Annotated in this window: 24 protein-coding genes and 1 pseudogene; all 25 read right to left on the reverse strand. The window is 27.7% G+C overall.

Going from position 1 to position 26,351, the window contains the following annotated elements; genetic code table 11:
- Positions 1–104: 104 nt before the first annotated feature.
- The gene (locus tag NSA50_RS13710) at positions 105–884 is read right to left on the reverse strand and encodes an FtsB family cell division protein (protein ID WP_257429629.1); all 780 of its coding nucleotides are present in this window, start codon (positions 882–884) and stop codon (positions 105–107) included.
- 24 nt (positions 885–908) lie between these two features.
- Positions 909–1,418, reverse strand: a complete 510-nt coding sequence (locus NSA50_RS13715; RefSeq protein WP_257429632.1) for a hypothetical protein — start codon at positions 1,416–1,418, stop codon at positions 909–911.
- Positions 1,419–1,656: 238 nt separating this feature from the next.
- A pseudogene (locus tag NSA50_RS13720) lies at positions 1,657–1,848 on the reverse strand (pirin family protein); the annotation flags it as partial.
- A 425-nt stretch (positions 1,849–2,273) separates the two neighbouring features.
- A complete protein-coding gene (locus NSA50_RS13725) occupies positions 2,274–2,873 on the reverse strand; it encodes a nitroreductase family protein (RefSeq protein ID WP_257445840.1) in 600 nt (199 codons plus the stop codon).
- A gap of 102 nt (positions 2,874–2,975) precedes the next feature.
- The gene (locus NSA50_RS13730) at positions 2,976–3,401 is read right to left on the reverse strand and encodes a MarR family winged helix-turn-helix transcriptional regulator (protein ID WP_195266192.1); all 426 of its coding nucleotides are present in this window, start codon (positions 3,399–3,401) and stop codon (positions 2,976–2,978) included.
- Positions 3,402–3,732: 331 nt separating this feature from the next.
- Complete coding sequence (locus tag NSA50_RS13735) at positions 3,733–4,125, reverse strand: hypothetical protein (RefSeq protein WP_257445844.1); 393 nt, start codon at positions 4,123–4,125, stop codon at positions 3,733–3,735.
- 73 nt (positions 4,126–4,198) lie between these two features.
- Positions 4,199–5,212: a ketoacyl-ACP synthase III gene (locus NSA50_RS13740; protein WP_257445846.1), complete on the reverse strand. Its 1,014-nt coding sequence runs from the start codon at positions 5,210–5,212 to the stop codon at positions 4,199–4,201.
- Positions 5,213–5,456: 244 nt separating this feature from the next.
- Positions 5,457–5,624 (reverse strand): hypothetical protein, encoded by a 168-nt coding sequence (locus NSA50_RS13745; RefSeq protein ID WP_257445850.1) that lies wholly within the window; start codon positions 5,622–5,624, stop codon positions 5,457–5,459.
- Between the two features lie 247 nt (positions 5,625–5,871).
- A complete protein-coding gene (locus NSA50_RS13750) occupies positions 5,872–7,032 on the reverse strand; it encodes a mannitol-1-phosphate 5-dehydrogenase (RefSeq protein ID WP_257445852.1) in 1,161 nt (386 codons plus the stop codon).
- An 11-nt stretch (positions 7,033–7,043) separates the two neighbouring features.
- Positions 7,044–8,453, reverse strand: a complete 1,410-nt coding sequence (locus NSA50_RS13755; protein ID WP_257445855.1) for a PTS sugar transporter subunit IIA — start codon at positions 8,451–8,453, stop codon at positions 7,044–7,046.
- A gap of 3 nt (positions 8,454–8,456) precedes the next feature.
- Positions 8,457–10,580, reverse strand: a complete 2,124-nt coding sequence (locus tag NSA50_RS13760; RefSeq protein ID WP_195266202.1) for a BglG family transcription antiterminator — start codon at positions 10,578–10,580, stop codon at positions 8,457–8,459.
- A gap of 287 nt (positions 10,581–10,867) precedes the next feature.
- Complete coding sequence (locus NSA50_RS13765; protein WP_257445860.1) at positions 10,868–12,241, reverse strand: PTS mannitol transporter subunit IICB; 1,374 nt, start codon at positions 12,239–12,241, stop codon at positions 10,868–10,870.
- A 464-nt stretch (positions 12,242–12,705) separates the two neighbouring features.
- Entirely contained in the window at positions 12,706–12,960 is a 255-nt protein-coding gene (locus NSA50_RS13770; RefSeq protein WP_195266206.1) for a DUF4176 domain-containing protein, read from the reverse strand.
- A gap of 422 nt (positions 12,961–13,382) precedes the next feature.
- On the reverse strand, positions 13,383–15,365 hold the full coding sequence (tkt, locus tag NSA50_RS13775) for a transketolase (protein WP_257445863.1): 1,983 nt from the start codon (positions 15,363–15,365) through the stop codon (positions 13,383–13,385).
- Positions 15,366–15,428: 63 nt separating this feature from the next.
- Entirely contained in the window at positions 15,429–16,076 is a 648-nt protein-coding gene (gene fsa, locus NSA50_RS13780) for a fructose-6-phosphate aldolase (RefSeq protein ID WP_195430007.1), read from the reverse strand.
- A gap of 29 nt (positions 16,077–16,105) precedes the next feature.
- A complete protein-coding gene (locus tag NSA50_RS13785; protein WP_257445867.1) occupies positions 16,106–17,443 on the reverse strand; it encodes a PTS galactitol transporter subunit IIC in 1,338 nt (445 codons plus the stop codon).
- A 33-nt stretch (positions 17,444–17,476) separates the two neighbouring features.
- Positions 17,477–17,761 carry a PTS sugar transporter subunit IIB gene (locus NSA50_RS13790; protein WP_195430009.1) on the reverse strand — a complete coding sequence of 95 codons (285 nt, stop codon included), beginning with the start codon at positions 17,759–17,761 and terminating at the stop codon, positions 17,477–17,479.
- The gene (locus tag NSA50_RS13795; protein ID WP_195430011.1) at positions 17,758–18,204 is read right to left on the reverse strand and encodes a PTS sugar transporter subunit IIA; all 447 of its coding nucleotides are present in this window, start codon (positions 18,202–18,204) and stop codon (positions 17,758–17,760) included. The genes NSA50_RS13790 and NSA50_RS13795 overlap by 4 nt, the downstream gene beginning before the upstream one ends.
- 18 nt (positions 18,205–18,222) lie before the next feature.
- Positions 18,223–20,163: a BglG family transcription antiterminator gene (locus tag NSA50_RS13800; RefSeq protein ID WP_257445871.1), complete on the reverse strand. Its 1,941-nt coding sequence runs from the start codon at positions 20,161–20,163 to the stop codon at positions 18,223–18,225.
- A 468-nt stretch (positions 20,164–20,631) separates the two neighbouring features.
- Entirely contained in the window at positions 20,632–21,012 is a 381-nt protein-coding gene (locus tag NSA50_RS13805) for a hypothetical protein (protein ID WP_257445873.1), read from the reverse strand.
- Positions 21,013–21,190: 178 nt separating this feature from the next.
- The gene (locus tag NSA50_RS13810) at positions 21,191–22,222 is read right to left on the reverse strand and encodes a DUF2804 domain-containing protein (RefSeq protein WP_257445875.1); all 1,032 of its coding nucleotides are present in this window, start codon (positions 22,220–22,222) and stop codon (positions 21,191–21,193) included.
- A 417-nt stretch (positions 22,223–22,639) separates the two neighbouring features.
- Positions 22,640–22,804, reverse strand: a complete 165-nt coding sequence (locus NSA50_RS13815; RefSeq protein WP_195266875.1) for a hypothetical protein — start codon at positions 22,802–22,804, stop codon at positions 22,640–22,642.
- 27 nt (positions 22,805–22,831) lie between these two features.
- Entirely contained in the window at positions 22,832–24,658 is a 1,827-nt protein-coding gene (gene glmS, locus NSA50_RS13820) for a glutamine--fructose-6-phosphate transaminase (isomerizing) (RefSeq protein WP_257445877.1), read from the reverse strand.
- A 641-nt stretch (positions 24,659–25,299) separates the two neighbouring features.
- A complete protein-coding gene (locus NSA50_RS13825; protein WP_195266873.1) occupies positions 25,300–25,560 on the reverse strand; it encodes a GIY-YIG nuclease family protein in 261 nt (86 codons plus the stop codon).
- A 139-nt stretch (positions 25,561–25,699) separates the two neighbouring features.
- Positions 25,700–26,218, reverse strand: coding sequence for a hypothetical protein (locus tag NSA50_RS13830; protein ID WP_195431360.1), 519 nt, complete (start codon positions 26,216–26,218; stop codon positions 25,700–25,702).
- Positions 26,219–26,351: the final 133 nt, after the last annotated feature.

A 26,351-nucleotide genomic window follows, 5' to 3' on the forward strand; every position in this document is an offset into this window, starting at 1 on the left:
ACAGGTCTTTCTCCTTGTTGCTCACTTCCTGCATTTTTATCAAATCCTAAATCAGCTTTAAATATATCTCCTCTCTTTATATATTCCATAATTTCACCTCTTTATTAATCCCAACCTAATAATTTTCTTTCTAATTTTATGTATTTTTGTTCTTCTGCTTTAATCATAAAAGTAGTAGGCTTTCTTCTTTCATTCCTTAACATCTCTTTAAATTTTGATTGATTATGTACTTTGTTATGTATAACTTTTTTTATGTAATTTACGAATCCTTTTTTATGTATTGCTTCTTTATCTGTCTTTGCGTATAAACTTTCTATTATTTGCATAAATGGAGTTGAACCTTTTTCAATTCCCAATTCGTCCATCATTGAATATGCAGTTTCTATCACAACATCTTGTGAAATAACTTCTTTTTCAAACTCATTAATTTCACTCTTTTTTTCTATTACTTCATCTTTTGATACACTATGTAATTTTTCTCTAACTTCTCTTTTAAAATCTTCAAGCTCTTTCTTTAGTCTTTCCACTTCTTCATTTAAAGTATCATTTTCTTCTCTTAATCTTTTATTTTCCTCTCTTACTTCATTATCAGATTTACAATCATATGTGCCATAAAATTTTAATCTCCCTTTGTTAGTTGTTTTTAATAATCCTAAGCTAACTAACTTATTGGCTATTTTCTTAAAATTTGATAAAGTTAAGAAAAACTTATTTTTATATTTTACATATAGCTTGTCCAATGAAAATCTAAGAAAACCAACTTCTTTATCTTGCCAATATTTAATACTTGCAAAAATAGACATAGCCACATTTCTTTGATACTGCTCTGGAAAATATTTATTAAACTTCTCCTTTTGCTCTTCTGTCAATGTAATCATAGCCATTTTTTCTTCTCCTTTCTCTAAACTTTAAATACTAATCTTTTCTATATCTTTTCTAACTTCCTTTTGAAAATCTCTTAATCTTTCTGCTTCACTCTTAACATACTCTATTAAATTTAACTTTCTATTTTTCTCTTCAAACTTATTGAACTTTCTAATTTCCTCATTAACACTTACCCCTGGCATATCTATTGGAAAAGCTATTCCTTGTTCTTTAGCTTTCTTTCTGTCTAATACTAAATCTCCAATACTATTATTTTTATAAGCAGAACTACAAGCTTTTATAGTTGCTCTATTACTTAAAAATTTACTACTCTCTCTATTAATTGCTTTTTTTATTTCTCTACACTCTATTTGCTTTAACTTTCTATCCTTCTCACAAATAATCCCTTTCTTTTTTAATAATTGTATTCTTTTTTGAACTGCGTCTTTTGTTCTATTAAGTTCTACTGCTATTTCTTTACTTATATAACCTAAATTGAATAATTCTATAAGTTTAGAATCCTCACTATTTGTCCAATTATTTTTTTTAATCACCGAATCACCTCTAAAAAAGATTATAGTTTGCCCATACCATAAGGGTGGAAAATTTTTTAATTTCACTATTCATAAATTATTTAATATTCATTAACAAACCTTTAACTTTTCTTCTTTTTAGCCATTTTCTACAAAAAAATGGCTATTAATAATTAAATAATTAATATAGTTTTATATTAACAATTTAATATTAATAACCTTCTTTTTCAAATACTATTTAAGCTAATTACAGTAATTCTATCTCCATATCCTTATGTGGATGTAAATCAAAACCAGTATTACCTTCAATCAAATCATCATTTATAACTCTCAATACTCCAAAATTCATATTATCTATATTAAAATACTCTGCAAAAGAAAAATGGAATATACTCTTAAGCCATCCTAAATTACTTTTTCCCATGTTTCTATGGTCCAATTTTCTTAACATAATCAAACCTCCTTAGCTTCTTATAAAATGAGAATATAAAGGCTACGATAACTAGATATGTTCCATAAGCTAAATAGCTGTGCAAAGAATTACTAGGCTTGGAAAAACTACTATGCCAAGTACTTCTAATTGCTCGCTATATGCTTATTCCACAGTCTATTTATCTTCGCCAACTTTTATTCCTCCACTTAAAATTATCAAATAAAGAATTAGCCTCATTAATGATATGTATTAATTGGAGATTTTATTATAATGAGAAACTACAATTCTTATTTAAGATATCTAAGATGGCGTTAAGAATTTTTATTGTTTGAGCGTAGTGAGTTATAAAAATTTAGTCATCTTAGATATCTTAAATTTAGAATTGTATTCGAAATTATATAAAAATCGGAAAGTTAATACATATCATTAAGGTTAATTCTTGATTATTTTAGTATTTTCACTCTGTTTTCTATTGGTGAAAATTCTTTTTCTCCAGCTGGAGCTGTTCCTTTACCAAAAGGCATTTGACCAATCATATTCCAATTATTTGGTATTTTAAATTCTCTTTTAACTTCATCTTCTATTAATTCAGTATAATGTTGTAGTGTTGCTCCAAGTCCTTCAATAGATAATGCTGTCCAAATAGCAAATTGCAACATTCCTGAAGTTTGTTCTGCCCAAACTGGGAAATTGTCTTTATAAAGTTCAAATTGCTTTTGTAATGATTCTACTACGCTAAAATCTTCAAAATATAATACTGTTCCGTGACCAGCTTTAAATGAATTTATTTTTTGTTCAGTTGAATAAAAGTTTTCTTCTGGAACTATTTTTCTTAATGCTTCCATTGCAATATCCCATAACTTATCATGTTTTTCTCCAAATAATACGACTACTCTTGAGCTTTGTGAATTAAAAGAAGATGGAACATGTTTTACTGCATCCTCTATTACTTCTTTAATTCTTTCATCTGACACAGGTGATTCTTTACTAATTGAATATATACTTCTTCTTTCTTTTATTGCATCATAAAAATTTTTACTCATTTACATCATTCTCCTATCATACCATTTTAAATTTTTGATTGATTTTAATTATTTATCTATCTAAAATAATTTCTTAAAGTCTATAAACTTATAATTTAAAGCTTATTTTTTTAATATGTTTCTTAATTGAATTAAGTTATCTACTAATTCTCTTTTAGTCCTTTCATCCAATTCACTAAATAAATTATCTAAGAACTCCTTATGTTTTGGAAATATATCTGAAATAAGTTCTTTTCCTTCTTCTGTTAAAGAAACATAAAAGACTCTTTTATCTTTTTCGCATTTTCTCCTAACAACTAATTCTTTCTTTTCTAATTTATTTATTACATATGTTATTGTTCCACTTGTAACTAAAATTTTTTCAGCTACTTTTTGTACTGGTTGATCACCTTTATGATATAGCATTTCTAAAACACCAAATTCACTAATATTAAGTCCAAATTCTTGAACATTTTTTTCTATTTCAAAAAACATATCATTATAAGTTCTAGCCATAGCAATAACTAGTTTTAAATTTATATCGCTCATATCTCCACCTACATTATCTTGATTTCAAGATAATTATATATCTTAAATATCTTTAAGTCAAGATATTTATTGATAATAATTATCATCTTTTTAAAACCAACTATTTTATTTTATGTGAACATATATTATGACAAATTTATAGTAATTGATTCTAACCAGTAAATTAACAAAAAAGAATAATACTTTTACTTAAAATAAATAAAAAGCATATAAAATTTCTAATCTTTATATTAGATTTTTTATATGCTTTCATATTAATATTTAATTTTATGTAATAGATTACTATATACCTTGTACACATAGTAATAAAATAATTTACTTATTTATAATTCTATAGTTTCTGTAATGCTTCATTAAAATCATCTACATATTGTACTGATTCAGTCCAACCTGCTATTTCTTTTCCTAATCTCTTAAATTGAGACATAGTAACAACATTTCCTTGAGTAACTAAAAATCTGCTCTTAAATGGAACTTCCATATATCTTTGTAATAAAGTTCCTAACATATTTGCTACGGCTGGACTTGATGGCTTTAATTCTGCTGCATCAATTACTAAAGCATAATCTTTTGTAGGAAATGTCTTAGTAATAGCATCATAATCCTTTAAAAAAGATGTACCATCTTCTTCACTAAAAAATCCTGAAGCTTGCGCATGAAAAACCTTCTTTATCTTGTCCGCATTTAATTGATAATTTGAATTTTTCCCTTGATATTTTATCATAATAAATCCTCCTAAAATTATTTTTTATTATTATAAACATACTGATATTAACGATATATTAGTATATTTATCTTTAGAACTTAAATAATAAAACAGTTACCAGTGACCCTGATCCCATAGATGATAATGTTACATAGTCACCTTTCTTTATTCTTTCTGATTTTAGTGCTCTATCAAGAGCTACTATAGGACTTGTAGTTCCTGTATAACCAAATTCATCTCCAATATAAGTTGTCCTATTCTTATCTATATCTAACTTCTCTAATGTAAGTCTAGCATCAGGAATTGTAAATTGAGAAAAAATAAGATGATTAATCTCATTAGCTCTTATCCCATTATCTTCAGCAACTTCTTTAATTAGTTTTACCCAAACATCAGATATAAAACTTCCGTCAAAAGGCTTCCAAGACCACTTTTTATCGTCTTCCTCTTCTACTCCATCTCTTATAACTTTTGAGTATCCTGCTCTAGGCATCAGTATATTGTTACATTCTGATGTTTGAGCTAAGTGTGTAGAATCAATGAATCCCCTCTTTTGATCTTCCTCTGCCTTCTCTAAAACAACTGCTGCTGCTGCATCTCCAAAGTTTGAATATGAAACTGAATCATTAGGACTTCCAACAGAACTAAATAAAATCCCTCCAACTACTAAAGCTCTTTTAAATCTTTTATTAGTCATTAGTATTCTACTAGCTTGATCTAATGCAGTTATCATTCCTAGACAATTTGTATTTGTATCATATGCCATTTGTATTTTAACTTCTGGTCCACCTAACATCTCTAATACTTTAACTGCATTAGATGGTGATGTATATTCTGGTGTATCTGTTGCAAAAATAATTAAATCTATGTCTTTAATATTTAATTTTGCATCCTTTAGTGCACCTATACTTGCCTTGTGAGCCATAGTTATAACAGTTTCATTAGGATCATTAGAAATATATCTATATTCTCTTTCTAAATGCTTTAATAATCCTGCTACTTCAATCCCCATTTTATTAAAGTGATTAATAAAATAATCATTATGTATTCTATTTGCAGGATGATAAACTCCTGTACTTATAATGTTAATGTTTTGATGTCTCATAATATACTTCCCCTTTTTACATGACTATAATTTATTTTTTAATTTCAATAAATTTTCATATTATATATCATTGCTATAAATAACATAATATTCATTATATATACATATTATAGTATAATATTCCAAATTACAACATTTTAATCAGAATTTTATTATAATTATAAATATTCTTATATTTTGTTTCGTAATTTACCAATAAAAAAATAAGGATTGTGTTCTCTATTAAAACACAATCCTTATCTTTCTAATTATTTTCTTTTTCTAAATCTAATACTATATCTTTTCCTTCAATATCCTTAACTATCAGTTTTAATTTATCTAAATTATCGAAGGTCGTTACATCAAACATCATTGAAACTTCCACGCCTCCATTACTTGTAGTATTCATTCTTGCATAAAAAATTAAGAACAATATAAAAATATTCTTCTTAATTCCTCCTAATAAGCTCGACTTCTATTTTTTGATAGGAATTATGTAAATAATATTTAAATATCTACAAATCATTCTATCATGTAAGTAATCTAATTATAAATTATGTATTACTATAAAATAAAAAACTATTGCAAAGAAGTAAACTTCAATACAATAGTTCTTTACTTTATTTTATTTTTATATAGGGCGTTTTTAAATGTTTTATTTTTTATTTTTTATTTATCTTTCAGCCTTCTATTAATCTTCTAACTTGATTATAGTAATGCTCAATTTTAATTAATATTTCACTATCTTCTGGTAATTTTGCTATCTCTGATAATGATCCTTTTATTCCTTTACTTTTTATTAAGTTCTGTAGCTGTCTGCTCTGCTCATCTTCATCATTTTTATAGTGCATAGCAGCTCCAACACCTAGTAATAAGTTTTCAGAATCAATATTATATCCTCTTGCTGTTATTAATGGCTTTATTAATCTATCATTTTTATTTAATTTTCTTAAAGGTTCTCTTCCTACTCTTGCAACATCATCCTTTAAATAAGGATTTCTAAATCTTCCTATAATTTTATCAATATATTTAATATGACTTTCTCTATCAAATCCATATTTAGCTATTAAAGCTTCTCCACTTTCAATCATAGCCTTCCTTACGAAATTATATATTTTTTCATCATTTATACTTTCATCTATTGTTTTATATCCCTTTAAGTATCCAAAATATGCTGTGATAGCATGTCCAGTATTTAATGTAAATAACTTTCTTTCTATATAAGCTACTAAATTATTCACTAAATTCATTCCTTCAATATTAGGAATTTCACCTTTAAAGGCAGTTTCTTCAACATTCCACTCATGAAAACTTTCAACAACTACATCTAAAATATTTTCACTTTTAACAGGAGGAACTATTCTATCAACTGAGCAATTAGGAAAACCAATATATTTTTCTAAATATTGTAGTTCTTCTTCATTTAAATATTTTATTACCTCATCTCTAAGTTGAGAACTTGCTTTAACTGCATTTTCACAAGCAATTATATTTAGATATTCTTGTATGTTATTTTCTTTCCTTAGCTTAATTCCTCTTGCGATTGTTTCTGCTATTCTAGGTAAAACTAGAGGCCCAACAGCAGTTGTGATTATATTAGCTTCATTTATTTCATGTAAAATATCATTACTATTTGATAATACACCACTTATATTATTTATTTTTTCTTCTGTACATTGTATATCCATAACATTTATAGTGTATTGCTTGTCTTCATTAATTTTATTTATTATAGTTTCATTCACATCTGCAAAGACCACCTGATATCCTGATTTAGATAGCAATGCTCCTATAAAACCTCTTCCTATATTTCCAGCTCCAAATTGTACAGCCTTTTTCATAAAAACCCTCCTTATTTCTTAAATACGTCTAAAATCTCTTTTTTATCTCTTGTCTTATTAAGTCTATCTACCAATTCAATATCTTCTAGTGATATTGCTATATTAGATAGTATTTCTAAATGTTCATCTCCAACTCCAGCAATCCCTATAACTAAATAGGCAAGCTCTTCTCCAAAATCAACTCCCTCTGGATATTGAATAACTACTATTCCAGACGCTTTTATATTTTTCTTGGCTTCACCTATTCCATGAGGAATTGCAACACCCATTCCTATATAAGTAGAAATAACTCTTTCCCTTTCCAGCATAGCTTCTATATAATTTTCATTTACGTATCCACCTTTTACTAACAGCTCTCCAGCTCTCTTAATCGCATCTTCTTTGCTTTCACTTTCTAACCCTAAAAGTATATTGCTTTCTGATAAAATCGGTAAATTATTCTTTTCTTCTGTAGCATTTAAAATATTTTTAATTTGCAATTTTTGCTTTAAACTTTTTAACATATTCTCTTCCAACCTTTCAAATAATTTATCTATTTTATTGTCACTAAAAAAATCTTCTATAAATATATGTTCTGCATTTGGAGAATTTCTTTTTGCTCTTTCCAATAAATTAATGTGACTAATTACTAAATCAGCATCTTGCGGTATTGAATCAACTGATGAATTAGTTACTTCAATATTTAAACCTAAAGATTTTATTCTTTTTCTAAACTTTGTTGCTCCCATAGCACTTGATTCCATTCCAGCATCACATGCAAATACTATTTTTTTAATTTCACTATTTTCTATTTCATTCACTTTGAAATCTTCTTCTTCTCCTTCTACTTCTTCTTTTGATTCATTATCTATTGATAACACTCTTAAAAATATTATTAATGCTACAAAAGAAATTATAAAAATTGATGGTATTAATCCTTTTGATACAATGAATTCTTTGCTACTTTTTAAAATCATCAGCAATCCAAAGGTTATTGGCTTAATTATCATAAATCCTATTATTGCTAATATCATGCTAATTGCTCCAATGGAAAAATTATTAACTAACATCTCAAATCCTTCTGGAATTCTATTTTCTATAACCTTATCAAAAGCCTTAATTATGTATGCTGCTAAAGGTCCAAGTATCATTGCTCCAATCATCATTGGTATATCTGTACCTACTATTACTCCCATAGTTGCTACTGCCGCTATAATTCCTCCTCTGTATCCCGAAATCATATTTCCACCTTTTATTGAAACTATTAATGGAAAGAGGTATTTTACCATTGAATCTGCTAAAGATCCTAATGCTTCATTATGAAAAAAGCCTTTTGGAATAACTAGTAAAGTTATAAGTCCCCAAGCAATAAATACTCCTATATTAGTCATTATCATTAAACTTAAGAATTTAACTACTCTTTGAAATTTAGACTTTATCACTCCTTATCCCTCCAAGCTTATTTTTATCTTACTTATGTAAACTTCCTTTAATATCTTTTCAACCTCTTGTGAAGCCTTTTTACTGTCTTCTTCATTTAACGCATTTAAAAAGCTTTCATCTTCAATAATTGCGCCATTTATCTTGCTCATAAGTTCTGAAGTAATTTCTTTGTAGTCTTCTGGTATTATAGATATTAAAGCTCCCTTAATTACTCCTTTTTCGTCCTTAAATTGACCTTTAATTTTTAAATACCCAAACCTCCCACCATCTAAACATTTACATTTACAATGCAAGAGTAGTATATTTAAATCTTTTAAATAGGTACTATTAATTTTTTCTCTATCTAGGATTTTATTTTTTATCTCGTCAGCTTCTTTTTTATCTTTTGAAAATAACTTGCTTGCTTCATCAATTATTTCATCTAAATCTCCAATATCTTTTATTTCTTTTATTCTTACATTATCAACTATTGATATAATTTCAGTTCCTAGTTCTGTAATTTCTCTAATTCCTATAGCTTTTTTATTATTTATGCCTACTTTCTTTATAACATTTTTGTATTTCTTGTTTTTAAGTATTTTTCTAAAACTATCTTGTAGTAATCCCTTATCATGTAAAGATAAAATTGGATCAACACAAATATTTTTGAAGTCTATATCTAATGGAACTGTAGAAACTATAATATCTACTCCATCATTTTTTAATTTCTCTTCGTCTATATTTATAGCAGATATTGTACCTATAACTTCAATATTATTAAATTCTCTTTCAAGTAGTGCTGCTAATAAACTAGAGGTTCCAATACCAGTTGGGCAAGATATTACTACTTTTATTTTTTCTTCTATCCCCTTTTTATAAATAGCTGCAGCTATATGCATAGTTATATATGCTATTTCAGACTCTGGAATTTCATCAACCTTAATATTTAACTTAAGTATTTCACAAGCCTTTTTTGTTGCATTGTATTCCATTGGATATTTTTCTTTTATATTGTTTAATAAAGGATTTCTTATATTTAGCTTCATCTTTAGCCTACTTATTGCAGGCACTAAATGATTTGTAAGATCCTTTAAAAGTTTTTCATCATCCTTTAAAAGAATATTTAATTCATTTTCCACTACTTCAATTATATTTTTTCCTATTCTCTTAATATCAATATTAGCTATATCTTCTTCTAATTTTGAAACAGAATTTAATCTAAGCTTTGCCCCTTTAAGATGCATAGTTATATAGCCAATCTCATCAATTGGAATTTCTATATTGAATTTGCTCTCAATATTTCTCACTAACATTTTTCCTATTTCAAACTCTGGTAATTTAGCTAATTCTTCTAAGACATCTTGGTCCATCTTTATATTTTCTTTATTCTTTATCCTTTGAATAGCTAGAGATAAATGAACTACCAACCCTATATAAGCACTATCTACAAGTCTGATATCATTTTCTTTTTCTAATCCTGAAACAATTTCTTCAATAGCTTTTATAATTGACTTGTCTATAAAATTTAAAAGTCTATTTTCTATTGAGAATTCTACTATTCCATTTTCTCTATTAGTTATTAAGGAGCCTTTTAAAAGATTGATTAATTCTTTTTCTTCTAAAGTATCATATAAAATATTAGTAAGTGCTTTTCTGTAATCGTTTTCTTTACCTTCAACATAAACGCCTAGCCCTGGTTTTCTAATTAGCTTTATATTAAATGATTTTAGCCAATCTTCTATGCTATCTAAATCATTACTTAAAGTTCCTTCTGAAATTTTTAAAAGTGATGTAAAGTAAAATGATTTAATAGGACCTTGTGAAATGAGCAACTCGCTTATTATTATCCTTTTTCTCTCATCTTTAGAGTACTCTTTTTCAATTTTTTCTATCTCTAGTAATTCTAATATTAACTTTTGATTTTCTAAGTCTTCATCAATTACTAGTCCTACACCTGGTTTTTTTATAAACTTGAACTCATTTTCTTCCAACCACTTTTCTATCTTTGGCATTTCTCGTAATACTGTTCTAGAGCTTAATGATAATTTATCTGCTATTGATGATATTGTTATTGGATTTGTTACTGTAGATCTAGTTAATATTTGAATTATTTCTTTCTGTCTAGAGTTTAGTTTTTTGTTTTTCATATTAAACCTCTCCATTAATGACATCTTTGCTTGTCCAACTCCTTATATCTATATTTTAAACTTTGTTATATCTTAACTCAATTTAATCATCCATCATAAATGTCTTAATCACTTAGTGACACTTTTAAATAAATGGTCATATTTATTAATCATTATATCAAAGTTGTATTTGTTTTTTATAAAAATTTATTTCTATTAAATAAACAATTAGACAATTTGCAATTGCTTCTTTAAATAATAAAAAAAGGCGTAACTTTTTCTAAAAAATACTTACGCCTTTTCTTTGATTATTTACTTGCTAATCTATTATATAAGCCCTGAATATTATCATCAGTTAAGAAATTTTGGATTCCTATTAATTCCGCATTAGGACAAGACTTCTTAGCTCTATCTATTAATGTTTTATGAGTAACTACAATATCTGTATCTTTAGGTATATCATCAACAGATGCATGAATAACTTCTATTCCAAGATTTAGCTCTTTAATCTTATTTCTAAATTTTGAAGCTCCCATTGCACTTGATCCCATACCTGCATCACAAGCAAATACTATCTTTTTCACGATAGATTTGTTTATATTTTTCATTTCATTAACTTTTCCCTTTGCTTCTTCTAGATCTTCTTCTTTTGCATTCTTTGATGCTATCTTAATAAATGGTGCTGCCACTAAGAATGAAACTACTGTTGCTGCTGCTACCCCTGCTAAAACTGGTAGTAATCCCCCCTTTGGTGCCATTGCCATTAAAGCAAATATGCTTCCTGGTGAAGGTGTTGCTACAAGACCTGCTCCTAACATTGAAAATACTAATATTCCTGATGCCCCTCCTGCTATTACAGCTAATAAAAGCAGCGGATTCATTAATACATATGGGAAGTAAATTTCATGAATACCACCAAGGAAATGTATTATTGCTGCTCCTGGTGCAGATTGTTTTACTGATCCTTTACTATACATCCAATAAGCTAATATTATACCTAATCCAGGTCCTGGATTTGCTTCTAATAAGAACATTATGGATTTACCACTTTCTTGAACTTGTTCTAGTCCTATTGGTCCTAACACTCCATGATTAATAGCATTGTTTAAGAATAAAATCTTACCTGGCTCTATGAATAGTGAAACTAAAGGTAATAGCTTTCTTGCAACTAAAGCTTCCACACCAGTTTTTAATATTCCTGTTAAAACTACTACTACTGGACCTATTGCAAAAAATCCAAGTATGGCCAATATCATACCTAATATACCGATAGAAAAGTTATTTACAAGCATTTCAAAACCTGATGGAATTTTTCCATCTACAGCTTTATCAAACTTTTTAATTACAAAACCAGCTAAAGGTCCCATAATCATTGCTCCAATAAACATTGGAATATCTGCTCCTACTATAACTCCCATAGTAGCAACTGCTCCTATAACCCCGCCTCTTGCACCTCCTACCATCTTACCGCCTGTATAACCAATTAGTAATGGTAATAAGTACTTAATCATTGGGTCTACTAAACTTCCTAATGATTCATTTGGTGTCCATCCAGTTGGAATAAAAAATGCTGTTATAAGTCCCCAAGCAATAAATGCTCCAATATTGGGCATTACCATGCCACTTAGAAATTTTCCAAATCTTTGCATAGAATCCCTTGCACTAGTTTTAGAATTTGTCATTATTTTCCCCTCCATTTATTTATTTTTCTATTGTAAACTTTTACTTTGCAATTTAATTATATTTATACATACACATTAATTCAATTTGAAGAAACCGACCTTTTGTCATCTAACATTGGTGACAAGTTTATGATGAATTATGAATATAATGTTGAAGATAAATAGATATGTTTCCATAAGCTAAATAGCTATGCAAAGAATTACTAGGCTCTGAAAACCTACTATGCCAAGAGTTTTGGTTAACTCGCTGCGCTCAAACAAACCAACAACACTAAGGCCTAGTAGTTTTTCCTTCACCAAGTACTTCTAATTGCTCGCTATATGCTTATTCCACATATTCTATTTATCTTCGCTAGCTTATATTTCTCAACTTAACATTACTAAACAAATAATTATGCTGAATAAAATATAAAATAAAGAGGCTATGCTAGCATAACCTCTTTATTTACTTGTGTTAAATTTTCTTACATCATATTATTTATAACTTTTACAAATGCTTCTTCTTCTAAATCTGAGTATCCCTTAAAAATTATTTGATCTATATCTTCTTTATTAAAAACATAACAGTACTCTTCACCTAAATATCCCTCTGGATAAAGACACCCTAAATAATCATTTAGTTTTTCACCATTTTCTGAATAAATTTGTCTTCCTATAACCATTAACTTTTTATATCCATCTCTTAATACAACTATTGACCCTAGTGGTAATAAACTCATTTTATATCCTCCAGATTATGTATATAATTCTATGAATATTGTACTACATATTATTTTCTTTTTATAGTGAGTATTAATTTATTTTAAGAAGATACTATGCACAATAAACCAGTAAGTATAACTTAATGTCACTATTTTATTGTGTTATGAAATATTAATGCAAAAATTATTATTGCTAATATTATTAATAAAGACCTAATGACATATTATTTTTCTATAAATAGTTTTAATATCCTATGAATAAACGGGATGTCTAATATAGACATCCCGTTTATTATACTTTTCTACAAGTCATTTAAAGCACAAACAAGATAATATAATCTTATTTTACTTACATTAGTTTAAAAAATTTTACAATTATAAATTTCTATTTCTAATTGTATTTTCTTTGATTCTTATAAGTCTACAATCAATATAAGTATTTATATATACTCTTTAACCCTTTTCACTACATTTTCCACTGTAAAGCCAAATTTTTTAAATAACTCTTCAGCTTTACCAGATGCTCCAAATGTATCTAATGAAATAACTTCACCATCAAGTCCTACATATTTATGCCATCCAAATGAAGATAATGCTTCAACCGCAATTCTTTTTCTAACCTTATTTGGAAGAACACTTTCTTTATATTCTTTATCTTGAGAATCAAATATTTCAAATGAAGGGATACTTACTACTCTTACATCTATCCCCTGATTTTCTAATTCATCTGCTGCCTTGTAAATTAATTCAACCTCTGAGCCTGATGCCATTAATATTGCATCTGGAATTTCTTTCTTGGAATCCTTAATTATATATCCTCCATTTAATGCTCTCTTTGCAGATCCATCATATAAAGGTAAGGTTTGTCTACTTAATACTATTGAAGTTGGACTTGAACCATTAGTTACTGCATAATACCAAGCAGCCGCAGTTTCCTTTGAATCTGCAGGTCTAAATACAGTCATATTTGGCATACTTCTAAGTGCAGCTAATTGCTCTATTGGTTGGTGAGTTGGGCCATCTTCTCCTACTCCAATACTATCATGAGTTAGTACATATGTTACTGGTAAATTCATTAATGCTGATAATCTCATTGCACCCTTCATATAATCACTAAACACAAAGAATGTTGCACAGAATGCCTTTAATCCACCATGAGCATAAATACCATTTGTTATAGCAGCCATAGCATGTTCTCTTACTCCAAAATGAAGATTTCTTCCACTTCTATTTTCTTCTGAAAAATCTCCTTTTCCGTTCATATAGCTCTTATTAGAAGGTGCTAAATCAGCTGATCCTCCAATAAGATTAGGAATTAATTCTGCTAATCTATTTATAATTATTCCTGAAGACTCTCTAGTAGCCATTGCTTTCTCAAAATTCCAGAAATCTTTATTATTTAATAGAGCTTCACTATCAATTGTTCCAGAAATCCATTTACAATATTCTTCTGCTAATTTTGGATATGCATTTCTATAATCTTCAAATAAATCATTCCAATGTTTTTCTTTTTCTATTCCTAAATTGATGTAATTATCCATATTAGAATATACTTCTTTTGGAACATAGAAATCTTCTTGATTCCATCCTAAATTTTCCTTCATTGCTTTTACATTTTCAGTTCCTAAAGGCTCACCATGGGCAGATGCCTTTCCTTGTTTTTCAGGGCATCCAAACCCTATTTGATTCTTAACTATTATAATTGACGGCTTAGTAGTTTCATTTTTTGCTTCTTCAATTGCTTTTTCAACTGCTTCGATATCATTACCATCATTTACTTTAATTACTTGCCAGTTATATGCTTCATATCTCTTGGCTACATCTTCTCTAAATGCTATATCTGTATTTCCTTCTATAGAAATATTGTTTGAATCATATAAAACTATAAGCTTTCCTAATCCTAAAGTTCCTGCTAATGAAGATGCTTCTGCCGAAATTCCTTCCATTAAACATCCATCTCCAACTATAGCATAGGTATTATGATTAACTACTTCATATCCTGGTTTATTAAATTTTTCTGCTAAATGACTTTCTGCAATAGCCATCCCAACAGCATTACATACGCCTTGTCCTAAAGGTCCTGTTGTTATTTCAACCCCTTTAGTATGACCATATTCGGGATGTCCTGGTGTTAAGCTACCTAATTGTCTAAAATTCTTTATATCCTCAATTGTTATTCCATATCCAAATAAGTGTAATAAAGAATATTCTAGCATTGATCCATGACCTGCTGATAATATAAATCTATCTCTATTATCCCAGTTTGGATTCTTCCCACTATGATTCATCTTAGTCCATAATATATATGCCATAGTCGCTGAACCAAGTGGTAATCCCGGATGTCCTGATTTTGACTTTTCAATTGCATCTGCTGAAAGTACTCTTATTGCATCTATAGATAATCTATCTAATTTTCTACTCATTTTCAGCCTCATTTCTCATATTATTGTATATGTGTTTTTTTACTATTAAATATTTTACTAATTCTACTTTCCAAATGCTGCTTGCCAGTCTGCTTTGAATTTTTCTAATCCTTGATCAGTTAAAGGATGCTTAAGCATATTCATAATTAAATCATAAGGAACTGTAGCTATATCAGCACCTGCCTTTGCAGCCTCTATAACATGAATTGGGGTTCTTACACTTGCTGCAATTATTTTTGACTCAATTCTATGAATTGAGAATATTTCAGCTATATCTTTTATAAGATCCATTCCATTCATTGATATATCATCTATTCTTCCTAAAAATGGGCTTACATAAGTTGCTCCTGAATTTGCTGCAAGTAATGCTTGTGTTGCTGAAAATATTAAAGTAACATTTGTCTTTATTCCTTCTTTTGATAAAACTTTTACTGCTTTAAGACCTTCCTCAGTCATTGGAATTTTTACTATCATATTTTTATGAATAGCAGCAATTTTTCTTCCTTCCACAATCATGCCTTCTGAATCTTCACTTACAACTTCACCACTTATAGGTCCATCAACTATTTCAGTTATTTCTTTAATAACTTCATTGAAATCTCTTCCCTCTTTAGCAACAAGTGATGGATTTGTTGTAACACCCTTTATTACTCCCATATCATTTACTTTTTTAATATATTCTACATTTGCTGTATCTAAGAAAAATATCATATTAATACCGTCACCTTTCTTATTAAATCTTAATTAGTACTTTCTTCTTTTATAATCTTACTTCTATTCCATATCATTAAAGCTAATGTAAATATAGTAGCTATTGTTATACCAACCCACTTAAATTTAACTAACATAATAGATATCCAAGGGAATATGCTTGAGCCATAATCTATACTTGATATTAAGGCTGTTCCACTTGGAATTGCAAAATTAGCTGCTGATGCTGCTTCTGTAAACAGTGGTGCTAAATTGGTTCCTATTAATAATCCAAGAGCTAATGTTATAACACCTATAACAAATGATCTAAAGAAATCTCCTCTTGCAATAGGAACTATAAGAACGAACATAAATGGTAATCCTGCTAAACTTGCAAATGGTAAGAATTGATTACCAGGTACAATAAATGCTAGTAATAATGCTACTGGTATTGAAACTAATGAAATTGCTAATGTTACTGGATGACCAACACCAACTGCTGAATCTAATCCTATATATAAAGTACCTTTTCCTGAATATTTCTTTTGAAGGAATTCTTGTACTGCTTCAGAAACAACCATTAATCCTTCCATAAGTACTGCCGCCATCTTTGGTGTTAATACTAATACAGCTCCCATTACAACTGCTAAATTAAGTGTTTCTTTAACATTATATTTAGCTAAAATTCCTAGTAATGCACCTATTATAGTACCTAATATAGCAGGTTCTCCAAAAACTCCAAATTTCTTTTGAATTGTAGCTGCGTCTAGCTTTATTTTATTAACTCCAGGTATTCTATCTAATACCCAATTTATAGCTAAAGCAAGTGGTACAAAAGAAGCCGTAAATCCATGAGCAATTGAAACTCCTGGTAATCCTAAAGATTTTTCAACCATAGGTGCTGTTCTATCACCAATAACCATAGTTATAATCATATTTAATGCTGAAATAAATAAACTTATCCATAGGTTTCCTGTTAGCATATATACTAATGAACCAGTAAATGCAAAATGCCAAAAATTCCATATATCAACATTAATTGTTCTTGTTGTTTTTGTTAAAATCATAATTATATTTACTATCAGACATAACGGAATTATTAAAATCCCAACAGTTGATCCAAATGCAATTGCAGATGCAGCTGGCCAACCAACATCTAATACTGTTAAATTCAATCCAAAGTTCTGAACCATTCTTTCTGCAGCTGGTCCTAAATTTTCAGTTAATAATGTTATTATAGCGTTTAATCCAATAAATCCAATTCCAACTAACAAACCTGATTTAATTGCTTGTCCTATTTTAACTCTTAAAATTAGAGCAAAAACTATAAATATAATAGGCATCATAACTGCTGCCCCTAAATCTACTAAATACTGTAATGCAGCCATTAATATTCCTCCTCGAATCTTATAAATTTAATCTTATAATCCTAATGCTTGAACTATTTCATCCATTACTTTATCAACACCCATACCTGTTATAAAAGGCAATCCTTTAATTAATGGCACTCCATAATCTTCTGTTACCATAGCTGTTGTTACTATTAAATCATATTTACTTGCTTGCTTAGATAATTCAACAACTGTAGATTGTGTTATTTGAACTTTATCAAGTAATCCTCTTTTTTCTAATCCTGCTTTTATTTTTTGAATTGCTATTGTTGATGTTGCTACTCCTGCTCCACATGCTACTATTATTTTTTTCATCTTAATCCAACCTCTTTCATAATATTAATTAAATTATCATTATTATTTTCATTGTACATCTTAGTAAGAATATCCTCGTTGGATATTACTTCCATAAGTTTTTGTAAAACTTCCACTTGTTTCTCTTTCTCTTTAACAAGTAAGACAAATGCTATTTTAACATTTACTTCCCCTTCACCTTCCATACTTATGAATTTTACATCATCTTTAAATTTCACAAATACTATTCCTGCTTTATTTACATGCTCACTATTACAATGAGGTATTGCTACCCCTATCGGTTCAACAGGTAATCCAGTTGGGAAAATTTTTTCTCTTTCTATTATTGCATCTTTGAAACTTTCCTTAACATATCCATAATTCAAAAGTCTGTCAGATATATTTTCTAAAAATTCAAAGCAATCATTATAATTTTCATTAATAAATATTAAATCATTATTCAATAGTCTACACTTCTTTCTCTAATTACCGTATATTTGCTTAAATTCTTTAAAATCTCTACACTTAATTAGTTTATTAACTTTGTTAATATCATCTATTCCACTATAAATTTCTAAAAACAACTTTTCAGAGCCCTTCCCTAATTTAAAGGCTAGCATCATAACAAGCTGTACTTTTGTTTTATCCCAATTTATTGGATTTTTCAAAATTGCTATTGCAATAGCCTCTTTATTAACTTTTCCTTTTATAAAGTGAGGTATGGCAACTTTATTACCTATCTCCGTAGAAGACATATCTTCTCTTTCTCTAAAGGAACTTGCTGCCTCTTTATCTATATAACCTTTTTCATACATAGTTTTAGATAAATATTCTATTATTTCATCCTTATTCTCTAAATCTAAATTTACAAAAAATAAATCCTCTTTAAATATACTTTTTTTCAAATCATTATTTTTCTTCATTGTAATAAATCTGGTTATTTTTTTACAATCTTCTTCAAGCATTATAGGTGATACATTTAGCACTGGTAATTTAACATTTTCTAATGGAATAGTACTTATAATTAAATCATATTGAGATAAATCCATACTATTTAATTTAAATGCTGGGTAGAACCCTTTTATTTCTATAAAATCGTTAAATTTACTTTCCAACTTAGTTTTTAATAGAATTGCAGTTCCTCCGCCTGTGGCACAAACTACTATAGTTCTGTATTTGTTTATTTTATTTGCTAATTTTAATCTTTCAACTGCTCCTGCAAAGTGTAACGTTATAAATCCTACTTCATCTTCAGATATATCTATATTAGCTTTTCTTTTTAATCCTTCGCAGAAAATAATAGCTATATCATAATCAAATGCATAATTAACCTTAATTTCATCAAGCATTGTATTTTCTATATTCATTCCAAAATTAATTCTATTCATTGCACTTCTAAGATGAATTAATAGTCCACTTTTCAAAATATTATCATTAAAAAAGTTTATTCCACTATGTTCATAAACTAGGTTAAGGCAGTGATTAAATAAATTATCAATATAATTATCCTTATAGTACTTGTCCGCATTCGTATCTAGTGATAGCATTTTTTGTGATACTAAATGTTGATATAAATAAACAACTTCTTCATAAGGTAAATTTATAGTAAAATTTGAATCTAACATTTTTTTAAGTTCTAATGCAGCTTCATATTCTTTACATTCCTTATCACAACTTAAATTAGAATAACTGATAAAATTATTTTTCTTTACTCTATAAATAGCTATTATTATATGAATACATAGATTTTTAAATCCTAAGTCACTTAATTCAATTTCATACTTTTTCACTATGCCTAATACAATATCAGATATTAATTTATATATGACATTATCATTAGATGCTGAAAATTTAAAATCATTAACATTTAAATATTTAAGTTCCTTACTGTTTTTAAATAAATAATTTGAAATGAAAGCTCTTATATCAATTTCATTTCCAATTAGTGATATCCCATTATTGGAAACTCTACTTATTCCTAAATTATATTTATTTAATATATTTTTCACTTCTTTTATATCTTGCTTTATAGTTGATAAACTTACATATAATTCCCTAGATAGTTCTTCTAATTTTATTGCTTTATTATTTTGTGAAAAATTCCTTGAAATTAATATTTCTAATATATCATTTACTCTACTACTATCATTTCCGCTTATAGGACTTTTTTCATTTAAACATTCTATAATTATTCCCTTTTTATACTCATCTGCAGCTATAAATTTATAACCTAGGCCTCGCTTTAAAATTAACTCTGTATCTTTTTCCTTACAAAACAATTTTAATTTCATAATTTCATTAGCTAATGTTCTTTTTGATATATTAAATTGCTCTTCTAATTCTTGACTGTTAATATAATCTTTTGATTCTAAAATATACTTAAGTATATCTTTTTGTCTTGATGTTAAATTATAGTAAACCATTTCACCACCCAATTTCATTATATATTATCAATACTTCTATGAATAGCCATATAAACTGCAATTTAAATTGCAGATATATATACTACTTATTTTATATATATCTATTACGTATTTATTATCCACTAAATTTTTCATTAACTAAATTAGCTATATATGTCTATATTACCACATATAATTATCTGATTTATTATAACTTTTATACTGTATTTCCAAAATTATACTACATATTTATTTTTTTATATTGTTCTGAAGTTTTAATATTTATATTAGTTAAATTTCATTTTACAGAAAATCAAAAAGTATGAAATATCATATTTCAATAACACTTATAAGCTATTGTAATATGGCATTTCATACTTTTAAAATAATTAATTTAACTATGAACTTTTTAATCTTCTACTTTTGGTCTATATTTTTAAACGTTTACCAAAATATTTAAAATTACTACACACTTCTAAATAATTGCTTTTAAAATTGGACTATACAGTTAATATTATTTAAACTGTTTTCCATAAATATATCTCCAAGTGTTAATGTATCATCCCTTAAATCTACTATGTTAGATAACTCATACTCCCACTTCCAATTTTTATTATTATTCTTAAAAGCTTCTAATGATTTTCTATTTTCATGTATTTCAAATGGCTCACTTATATTTCCTATAGCTAAAACTTTAGTTTCATTAGTATCTGTAGCTTCTACTAATACAAACTTTTCGAATTGATTATAATTATTAGGTAAATTAGTTAATGCATAAATTCCATTATCTATTACATCATTTACAGTATCTTTAGTTGCTTTTAGAATTATTATCTTCTCTTGACTCATTAAATTACTTGTTAAACACATAAGATCACCTCTTTTTAATATCTCTAATTACTTTCATTATATGTTTATTTTTCTCAAGATATATTTATTTTTTTAAATCCTATATCCTATTAAATAAGAGATTTACAAATTAAATAAGAGATTTACAAATCTTGTGTGTATTCTTTTTCTATTATACGTATCTAAAGAAAATTATACTTTACCACTTATTTAAGACTCTTTCTGCAAAAGCTAAAAAGTCTTTCAATACTACCTTTGTACCATCATCTAATATCATAGTGCCATTAAACTTACCAAAAACTTGATTTTGATCACTACAAATTAATTTTACATCTGTACAAGATGCTCTATTTAAAATTGGTTCAAATTGCATTTCAAACCTTTGATCACTACTTGTAATAGTCCAAGGTTTCGTATATAAATAATTTCCTTTTTCATCAGTTGGAATATTAAATGTAATATCTTCTAACTTATGCAAAATACCATCATAGAAAATAACATTTTCACTTGCTTCGCTGGTATCTCCAAATCCATATCCAATATTAAATCCTACTTCATGCTCGTCCACTATTCCACAACCTGCACTCCAGTACCATACATTTTTATAAGTCCAAACACCTCTCCCCCGATCTAAAATACCTCTTGTACTATTTTTATTAAATTCATATTTAAAATCACCTAATTGAAAATATCCAGTAACTTTAAACCCTACTATTTTTTGATTATAATAAAAGTGTTTTTCTTTTTTAAATGGAGTTGCAATAACTATTGAATCTTGCGGTTCTTCATCTAGTTCAAGATAACAATGAAATGTTTGTTTATCATGAAAATTATGTATTCTACATTCTAAAATTCTTTTATGAGCTTTATGTTTGAATGATAAATCAATTTTTTTAGAAGTAAAAACCACATCTCCTTCTTTTGAACTCGAAGGCATATTTATTTTACCAAGAGAAAATGCCTGAATTGGTGATACTGTTTTTTCTCTTGCATTTTTAAAATCTAAGATAGATACACTCTCTAAGCTCATATAAGAATTATCCGCAAGAGTTAAAGCAATTCCATATTCATCATTGTATATTAAATAATAATCCCATTCTTTAATACGTAAAGAGTTCGCTTTAATATCTTTTCTATCGTAATCTAATATTAAACTCCTTGCATATCCTGGTTGATTTAAGTTTCCTTGTTCATTTAATAACTTTGTATTTTCTGTAATCTCTCTTTGCATTGTAGTCCTCCTTTCTTTTATAATAAAGTTCAAATAAATGATAAAAAGAATCTCCTAATTTATTTATATAAAAGTTATACTTACCATATGTCCTCATTTAGATTATGTATATCTACATTTTATCATATTTATCTACCTTTTTAATAAAATATACTTTTAAAATATTTTTTAAATCAATGTCCAATTCAATTTCAAGTAGTTTTATTGCCTTAAAAAAGTTAATCTCTTATTTTTATAAAGGGGGTCGCGTTTCGCGAGCCCCTTTTAAACCATTGATTTTGCTTGCTTAAAGACATTTTTAAATTTAAATATAAATTTTTATCATTTATGTATGAATAAAGGGAAGCTCGAATTAGAGCTTCCCTTTTTATGAGCTAATATCAAAATTTATTTTGCTACAGCCCCATTCTTATATTATTAAGCTTCTTTAGATAGCCTTTCTAAATCAGATATTATTACTTTTACTAAATCAAGTTTTCCTTTAGCGTAATCTTTATCATTTAACCAATCTATTCCAAGCTCTAATGCCTTTTCAGTTTCCTTATATTCATTTAATAAAGTTTTAACTAAATCTTCTCTCATGATTACTTCTCTCCTTTATAACAAATACTATTCAACAGTAACTGATTTTGCTAAGTTACGTGGCTTATCTACGTCACAACCCTTTTGCTTAGCCATATAGTATGATATTAATTGAAGTGGAACTACTGATAATACTGGAGTTAATAATGAATTTGTATTTGGGATATAAATTACATCATCACAAACCTCCTTAGCATCTTCGTCCCCTTCATTTGCTATTGCTAGAACTCTTGCCCCTCTTGTAACTACTTCTCTGATGTTACTTATCATTTTGTCTCTTAATCTATCTTCTGTTAATAATGCTATTATTGGAGTTCCATTTTCTATTAGAGCTATTGGACCATGCTTTAATTCTCCACCTGCATATGCTTCTGAATGAATATATGATATTTCTTTAAGCTTTAAAGAACCTTCTAAAGCAACAGCATAATCTAATCCTCTTCCTAAGAAGAAAAGATCTTTATCCATATAGTTTTTAGATGCAAACTTTTGTAATTCATCTTTCTTAACTAATATTTCATTTACCTTTTCTGGTAAATTCATTAATTCTTCTTTAAGATTTTCTGCTGTTTCATTATCAATTGTACCCTTAACTTCTCCAAAGTATATTCCTAAAATATACATTGCTATTAATTGTGTTTCATAAGCCTTTGTTGAAGCAACTGCTATTTCTGGACCCGCCCAAGTATAAAGTACATGATGTGCTTCTCTTGAAGCTGAACTTCCAACAACATTTGTTATAGCTAAAACTTTTGCTCCTATTCTTTTCGCATCTCTTAAAACTGCTAAAGTATCAGCAGTTTCTCCTGATTGGCTAACAACTATTAATAATGACTTTTCTGTTATTAATGGATCTCTATATCTAAATTCTGAAGCTATATCAACCTCAACTGGTATTTTAGCTAACTTTTCTATTATAGTTTTTCCAACTAATCCTGCATGATAAGCTGTTCCACAAGCAACTATAAATACTCTATCAAAAGATTCTAATTCTTCTTTAGTGATATTTATATTATCTAATTTAACTTTTGAATCCTTTAAAACTCTTGAAGTTAAAGTATCTTTTATTGCCTTTGGCTGCTCATGAATTTCTTTTAACATGAAATCTTCATATCCACCCTTTTCAGCAGCATCAACATCCCAAGTAACATGATATACTTCCTTATCTATAACTTCGCCATCTTCTGTCTTAATTTCTATTCCATCTCTAGTCATTACCACAAATTCTTTATCTTCTAATAAATAAACTTCTCTTGTATGATTAAGAACTGCTGGTATATCTGAAGCTATAAAGTATTCTTTTTCTCCAAGTCCAACTATTAATGGACTATCTTTTCTAACTGCAACTATTTTATCTGGCTCATTTTTACAAATAACACCTATTGCATAGCTTCCTTCCATTTTTGAAGTTGCCTTTACTACAGCTTCAAATAAATCACCTTTATAATAATAATCTACTAAGTTTGGAATAACTTCTGTATCAGTTTCTGAATAAAACTCATATCCCTTTGTCTTAAGCCATTCCTTTAACTTCATATAATTTTCTATAATTCCATTATGAACAACACTTATTGTTGCATTTCCATTTGTATGAGGATGTGAATTTATATCTGATGGCTCTCCATGAGTTGCCCATCTAGTGTGTCCTATTCCTATACTTCCTTTTAAAGGACTCTGCTTTAAATGATCATCTAAATTCTTTAAACGTCCTTTAAACTTTCTAACTTTAATTTCTCCATCTTCTAATACAGCTACTCCTGCTGAGTCATATCCCCTGTATTCAAGCTTTGATAATCCCTCAACTAATATTGGAGATGCTTCCTTTTTTCCTACGAATCCAACTATTCCGCACATATTTATCTTCCTTCCTTTTCTTCAACTGTATTTTTAATTTTATTTCTAATAAAGAACTTATATTCCTTATTGAAGGTTTTAACACCAAGCTAATGTTGTCCTACAAATCACTTTGTAGTTTTATTAGCTGTTAACGGTAGTGTGCAATACCGTGGGGCACCCGCCGAAGTATCGATACTCCCCAACCTCGTCAACTCATTTGAGTTCTGGCGCTTTTATTTTTATTATCATTTTTCTCCTTTCTTTAAATATTTGATTTAATCTATACTCTATCTTATGCATATAAAATTAAAATCTACACTAATTCTAACACATTTTTTGTTAAAATCAACTATTTTTATTTAAATTTAATTATTTTAAGCTATTTTATTAAATTAATTCTATATATCTTTCATTTTCTCTTATTTACTCTTGTTAATAACTATACATGTAGATGTCTAGACATATTTACAATGGATAATTGATAATGGACAATTCATAATTATGTAAAAAGCTCATCTTAAGCTGAATTTTCATATCTATGCTTTAAGGTTGATTCTTTTATCAATTGTCTATTATCTAAAAAAGATGTAGTTACTTTTTCTTTTTATAAAAGTAACTACATCCTTTATTAATTTCATTTTTATTATAAATATATTATATTAAACTGCATTATGCATAGTAAACATGCTTATTAATTTTAATTTTTCTTTTCTAGATAATTGCTTTATTGCATATTCTCTTTTCATTGCATCTTTTTTATCTTCAAATTCTTCAAAATATACTATTTCTACTGGTAATCTAGCTTTTGTATATTTAGCTCCTTTTCCACTATTGTGAGCTTTAATCCTTTTTTCTAGAGAGGTTGTCCACCCTGTATATAAAGTGTTATCGCTACATTTTAATATATAAACGTAATTCATTTTATCACCTAGTCTAATCTTCATTATATTTTTAATAAGTAAATTATAACTCAATAAAAAGCTTTTATAAAAGTAATTTATAACTTAATAAAAAGGTTATCTTAAACTATACTTTTTAAGATAACCTTTTATTCAATATCTATTTTAATGCATTTTCTATTCTATTTCTTATTTCTTCTACTTTGTCTTTAGCAACATCTGTTTTTTCTCTTATTGCTTTATCATATTGGTTAAATAAATTTTCCATATCATCTACAGTACTTTTTATGGAAGCATCTTCAACTGTGTTCTTTAAATTTGTAAGTTTCCCTTTGAATTCACTGCTATATTTATCCCAATCTTCAGCTTTTATATTTTCTACTCCGCCCTCAACTTTTCCTTTAAATTCTGTGTATAAATTATTTACAGAAGTCCTACTCTCATTTACTGAGCCCCCTTGATTATTAGTACCATTAGTATTTGAATTTGTATTATCTGTCACTCCAGTACCATTTGTTCCATTCATTCCGTTTGTACCATCTGTTGTTCCTGTGCCTGCCTTATCTGTTACTCCTGTACCTGAATTGTTATTTGTTGATGGATTTCCTTCTGTAGCGTTTCCACAGGCTGCTAATCCTAAACTACAAGTTATTAACATACCTATTAATAATTTTTTCATTTTAGTTCCTCCTTTTTTCACCATATATTTATTCTCCCTCTCTCATAACCACACAATTATTTTCTCTCTTAAACTTTAAATTATACTTATTAGGTAATCATCTTATTGATGATGCCCTCATAAGTTCAGAAAG

The sequence above is a fragment of the Clostridium mucosae genome (assembly GCF_024622765.1).
Taxonomy (GTDB): Bacteria; Bacillota; Clostridia; order Clostridiales; family Clostridiaceae; genus Clostridium.

What these genes read in the sequence shown, in the direction of transcription:
- NSA50_RS13750 (WP_257445852.1), bottom strand. Translation starts at nt 7,032, where the DNA reads ATGAAAAAGGCTGTACAATTTGGAGCTGGAAATATAGGAAGAGGTTTT.
- fsa (WP_195430007.1), bottom strand. Translation starts at nt 16,076, where the DNA reads ATGATATTTTTCTTAGATACAGCAAATGTAGAATATATTAAAAAAGTA.
- NSA50_RS13770 (WP_195266206.1), bottom strand. Translation starts at nt 12,960, where the DNA reads ATGAGTTTATTACCACTAGGGTCAATAGTTGTATTAAGAGATGGATAT.
- NSA50_RS13815 (WP_195266875.1), bottom strand. Translation starts at nt 22,804, where the DNA reads ATGAGAGAAGATTTAGTTAAAACTTTATTAAATGAATATAAGGAAACT.
- NSA50_RS13725 (WP_257445840.1), bottom strand. Translation starts at nt 2,873, where the DNA reads ATGAGTAAAAATTTTTATGATGCAATAAAAGAAAGAAGAAGTATATAT.
- NSA50_RS13740 (WP_257445846.1), bottom strand. Translation starts at nt 5,212, where the DNA reads ATGAGACATCAAAACATTAACATTATAAGTACAGGAGTTTATCATCCT.
- NSA50_RS13760 (WP_195266202.1), bottom strand. Translation starts at nt 10,580, where the DNA reads ATGAAAAACAAAAAACTAAACTCTAGACAGAAAGAAATAATTCAAATA.
- NSA50_RS13785 (WP_257445867.1), bottom strand. Translation starts at nt 17,443, where the DNA reads ATGGCTGCATTACAGTATTTAGTAGATTTAGGGGCAGCAGTTATGATG.
- NSA50_RS13730 (WP_195266192.1), bottom strand. Translation starts at nt 3,401, where the DNA reads ATGAGCGATATAAATTTAAAACTAGTTATTGCTATGGCTAGAACTTAT.
- NSA50_RS13765 (WP_257445860.1), bottom strand. Translation starts at nt 12,241, where the DNA reads ATGACAAATTCTAAAACTAGTGCAAGGGATTCTATGCAAAGATTTGGA.
- tkt (WP_257445863.1), bottom strand. Translation starts at nt 15,365, where the DNA reads ATGAGTAGAAAATTAGATAGATTATCTATAGATGCAATAAGAGTACTT.
- NSA50_RS13810 (WP_257445875.1), bottom strand. Translation starts at nt 22,222, where the DNA reads ATGCAAAGAGAGATTACAGAAAATACAAAGTTATTAAATGAACAAGGA.
- glmS (WP_257445877.1), bottom strand. Translation starts at nt 24,658, where the DNA reads ATGTGCGGAATAGTTGGATTCGTAGGAAAAAAGGAAGCATCTCCAATA.
- NSA50_RS13800 (WP_257445871.1), bottom strand. Translation starts at nt 20,163, where the DNA reads ATGGTTTACTATAATTTAACATCAAGACAAAAAGATATACTTAAGTAT.
- NSA50_RS13825 (WP_195266873.1), bottom strand. Translation starts at nt 25,560, where the DNA reads ATGAATTACGTTTATATATTAAAATGTAGCGATAACACTTTATATACA.
- NSA50_RS13710 (WP_257429629.1), bottom strand. Translation starts at nt 884, where the DNA reads ATGGCTATGATTACATTGACAGAAGAGCAAAAGGAGAAGTTTAATAAA.
- NSA50_RS13805 (WP_257445873.1), bottom strand. Translation starts at nt 21,012, where the DNA reads ATGTGTTTAACAAGTAATTTAATGAGTCAAGAGAAGATAATAATTCTA.
- NSA50_RS13735 (WP_257445844.1), bottom strand. Translation starts at nt 4,125, where the DNA reads ATGATAAAATATCAAGGGAAAAATTCAAATTATCAATTAAATGCGGAC.
- NSA50_RS13830 (WP_195431360.1), bottom strand. Translation starts at nt 26,218, where the DNA reads ATGAAAAAATTATTAATAGGTATGTTAATAACTTGTAGTTTAGGATTA.
- NSA50_RS13790 (WP_195430009.1), bottom strand. Translation starts at nt 17,761, where the DNA reads ATGAAAAAAATAATAGTAGCATGTGGAGCAGGAGTAGCAACATCAACA.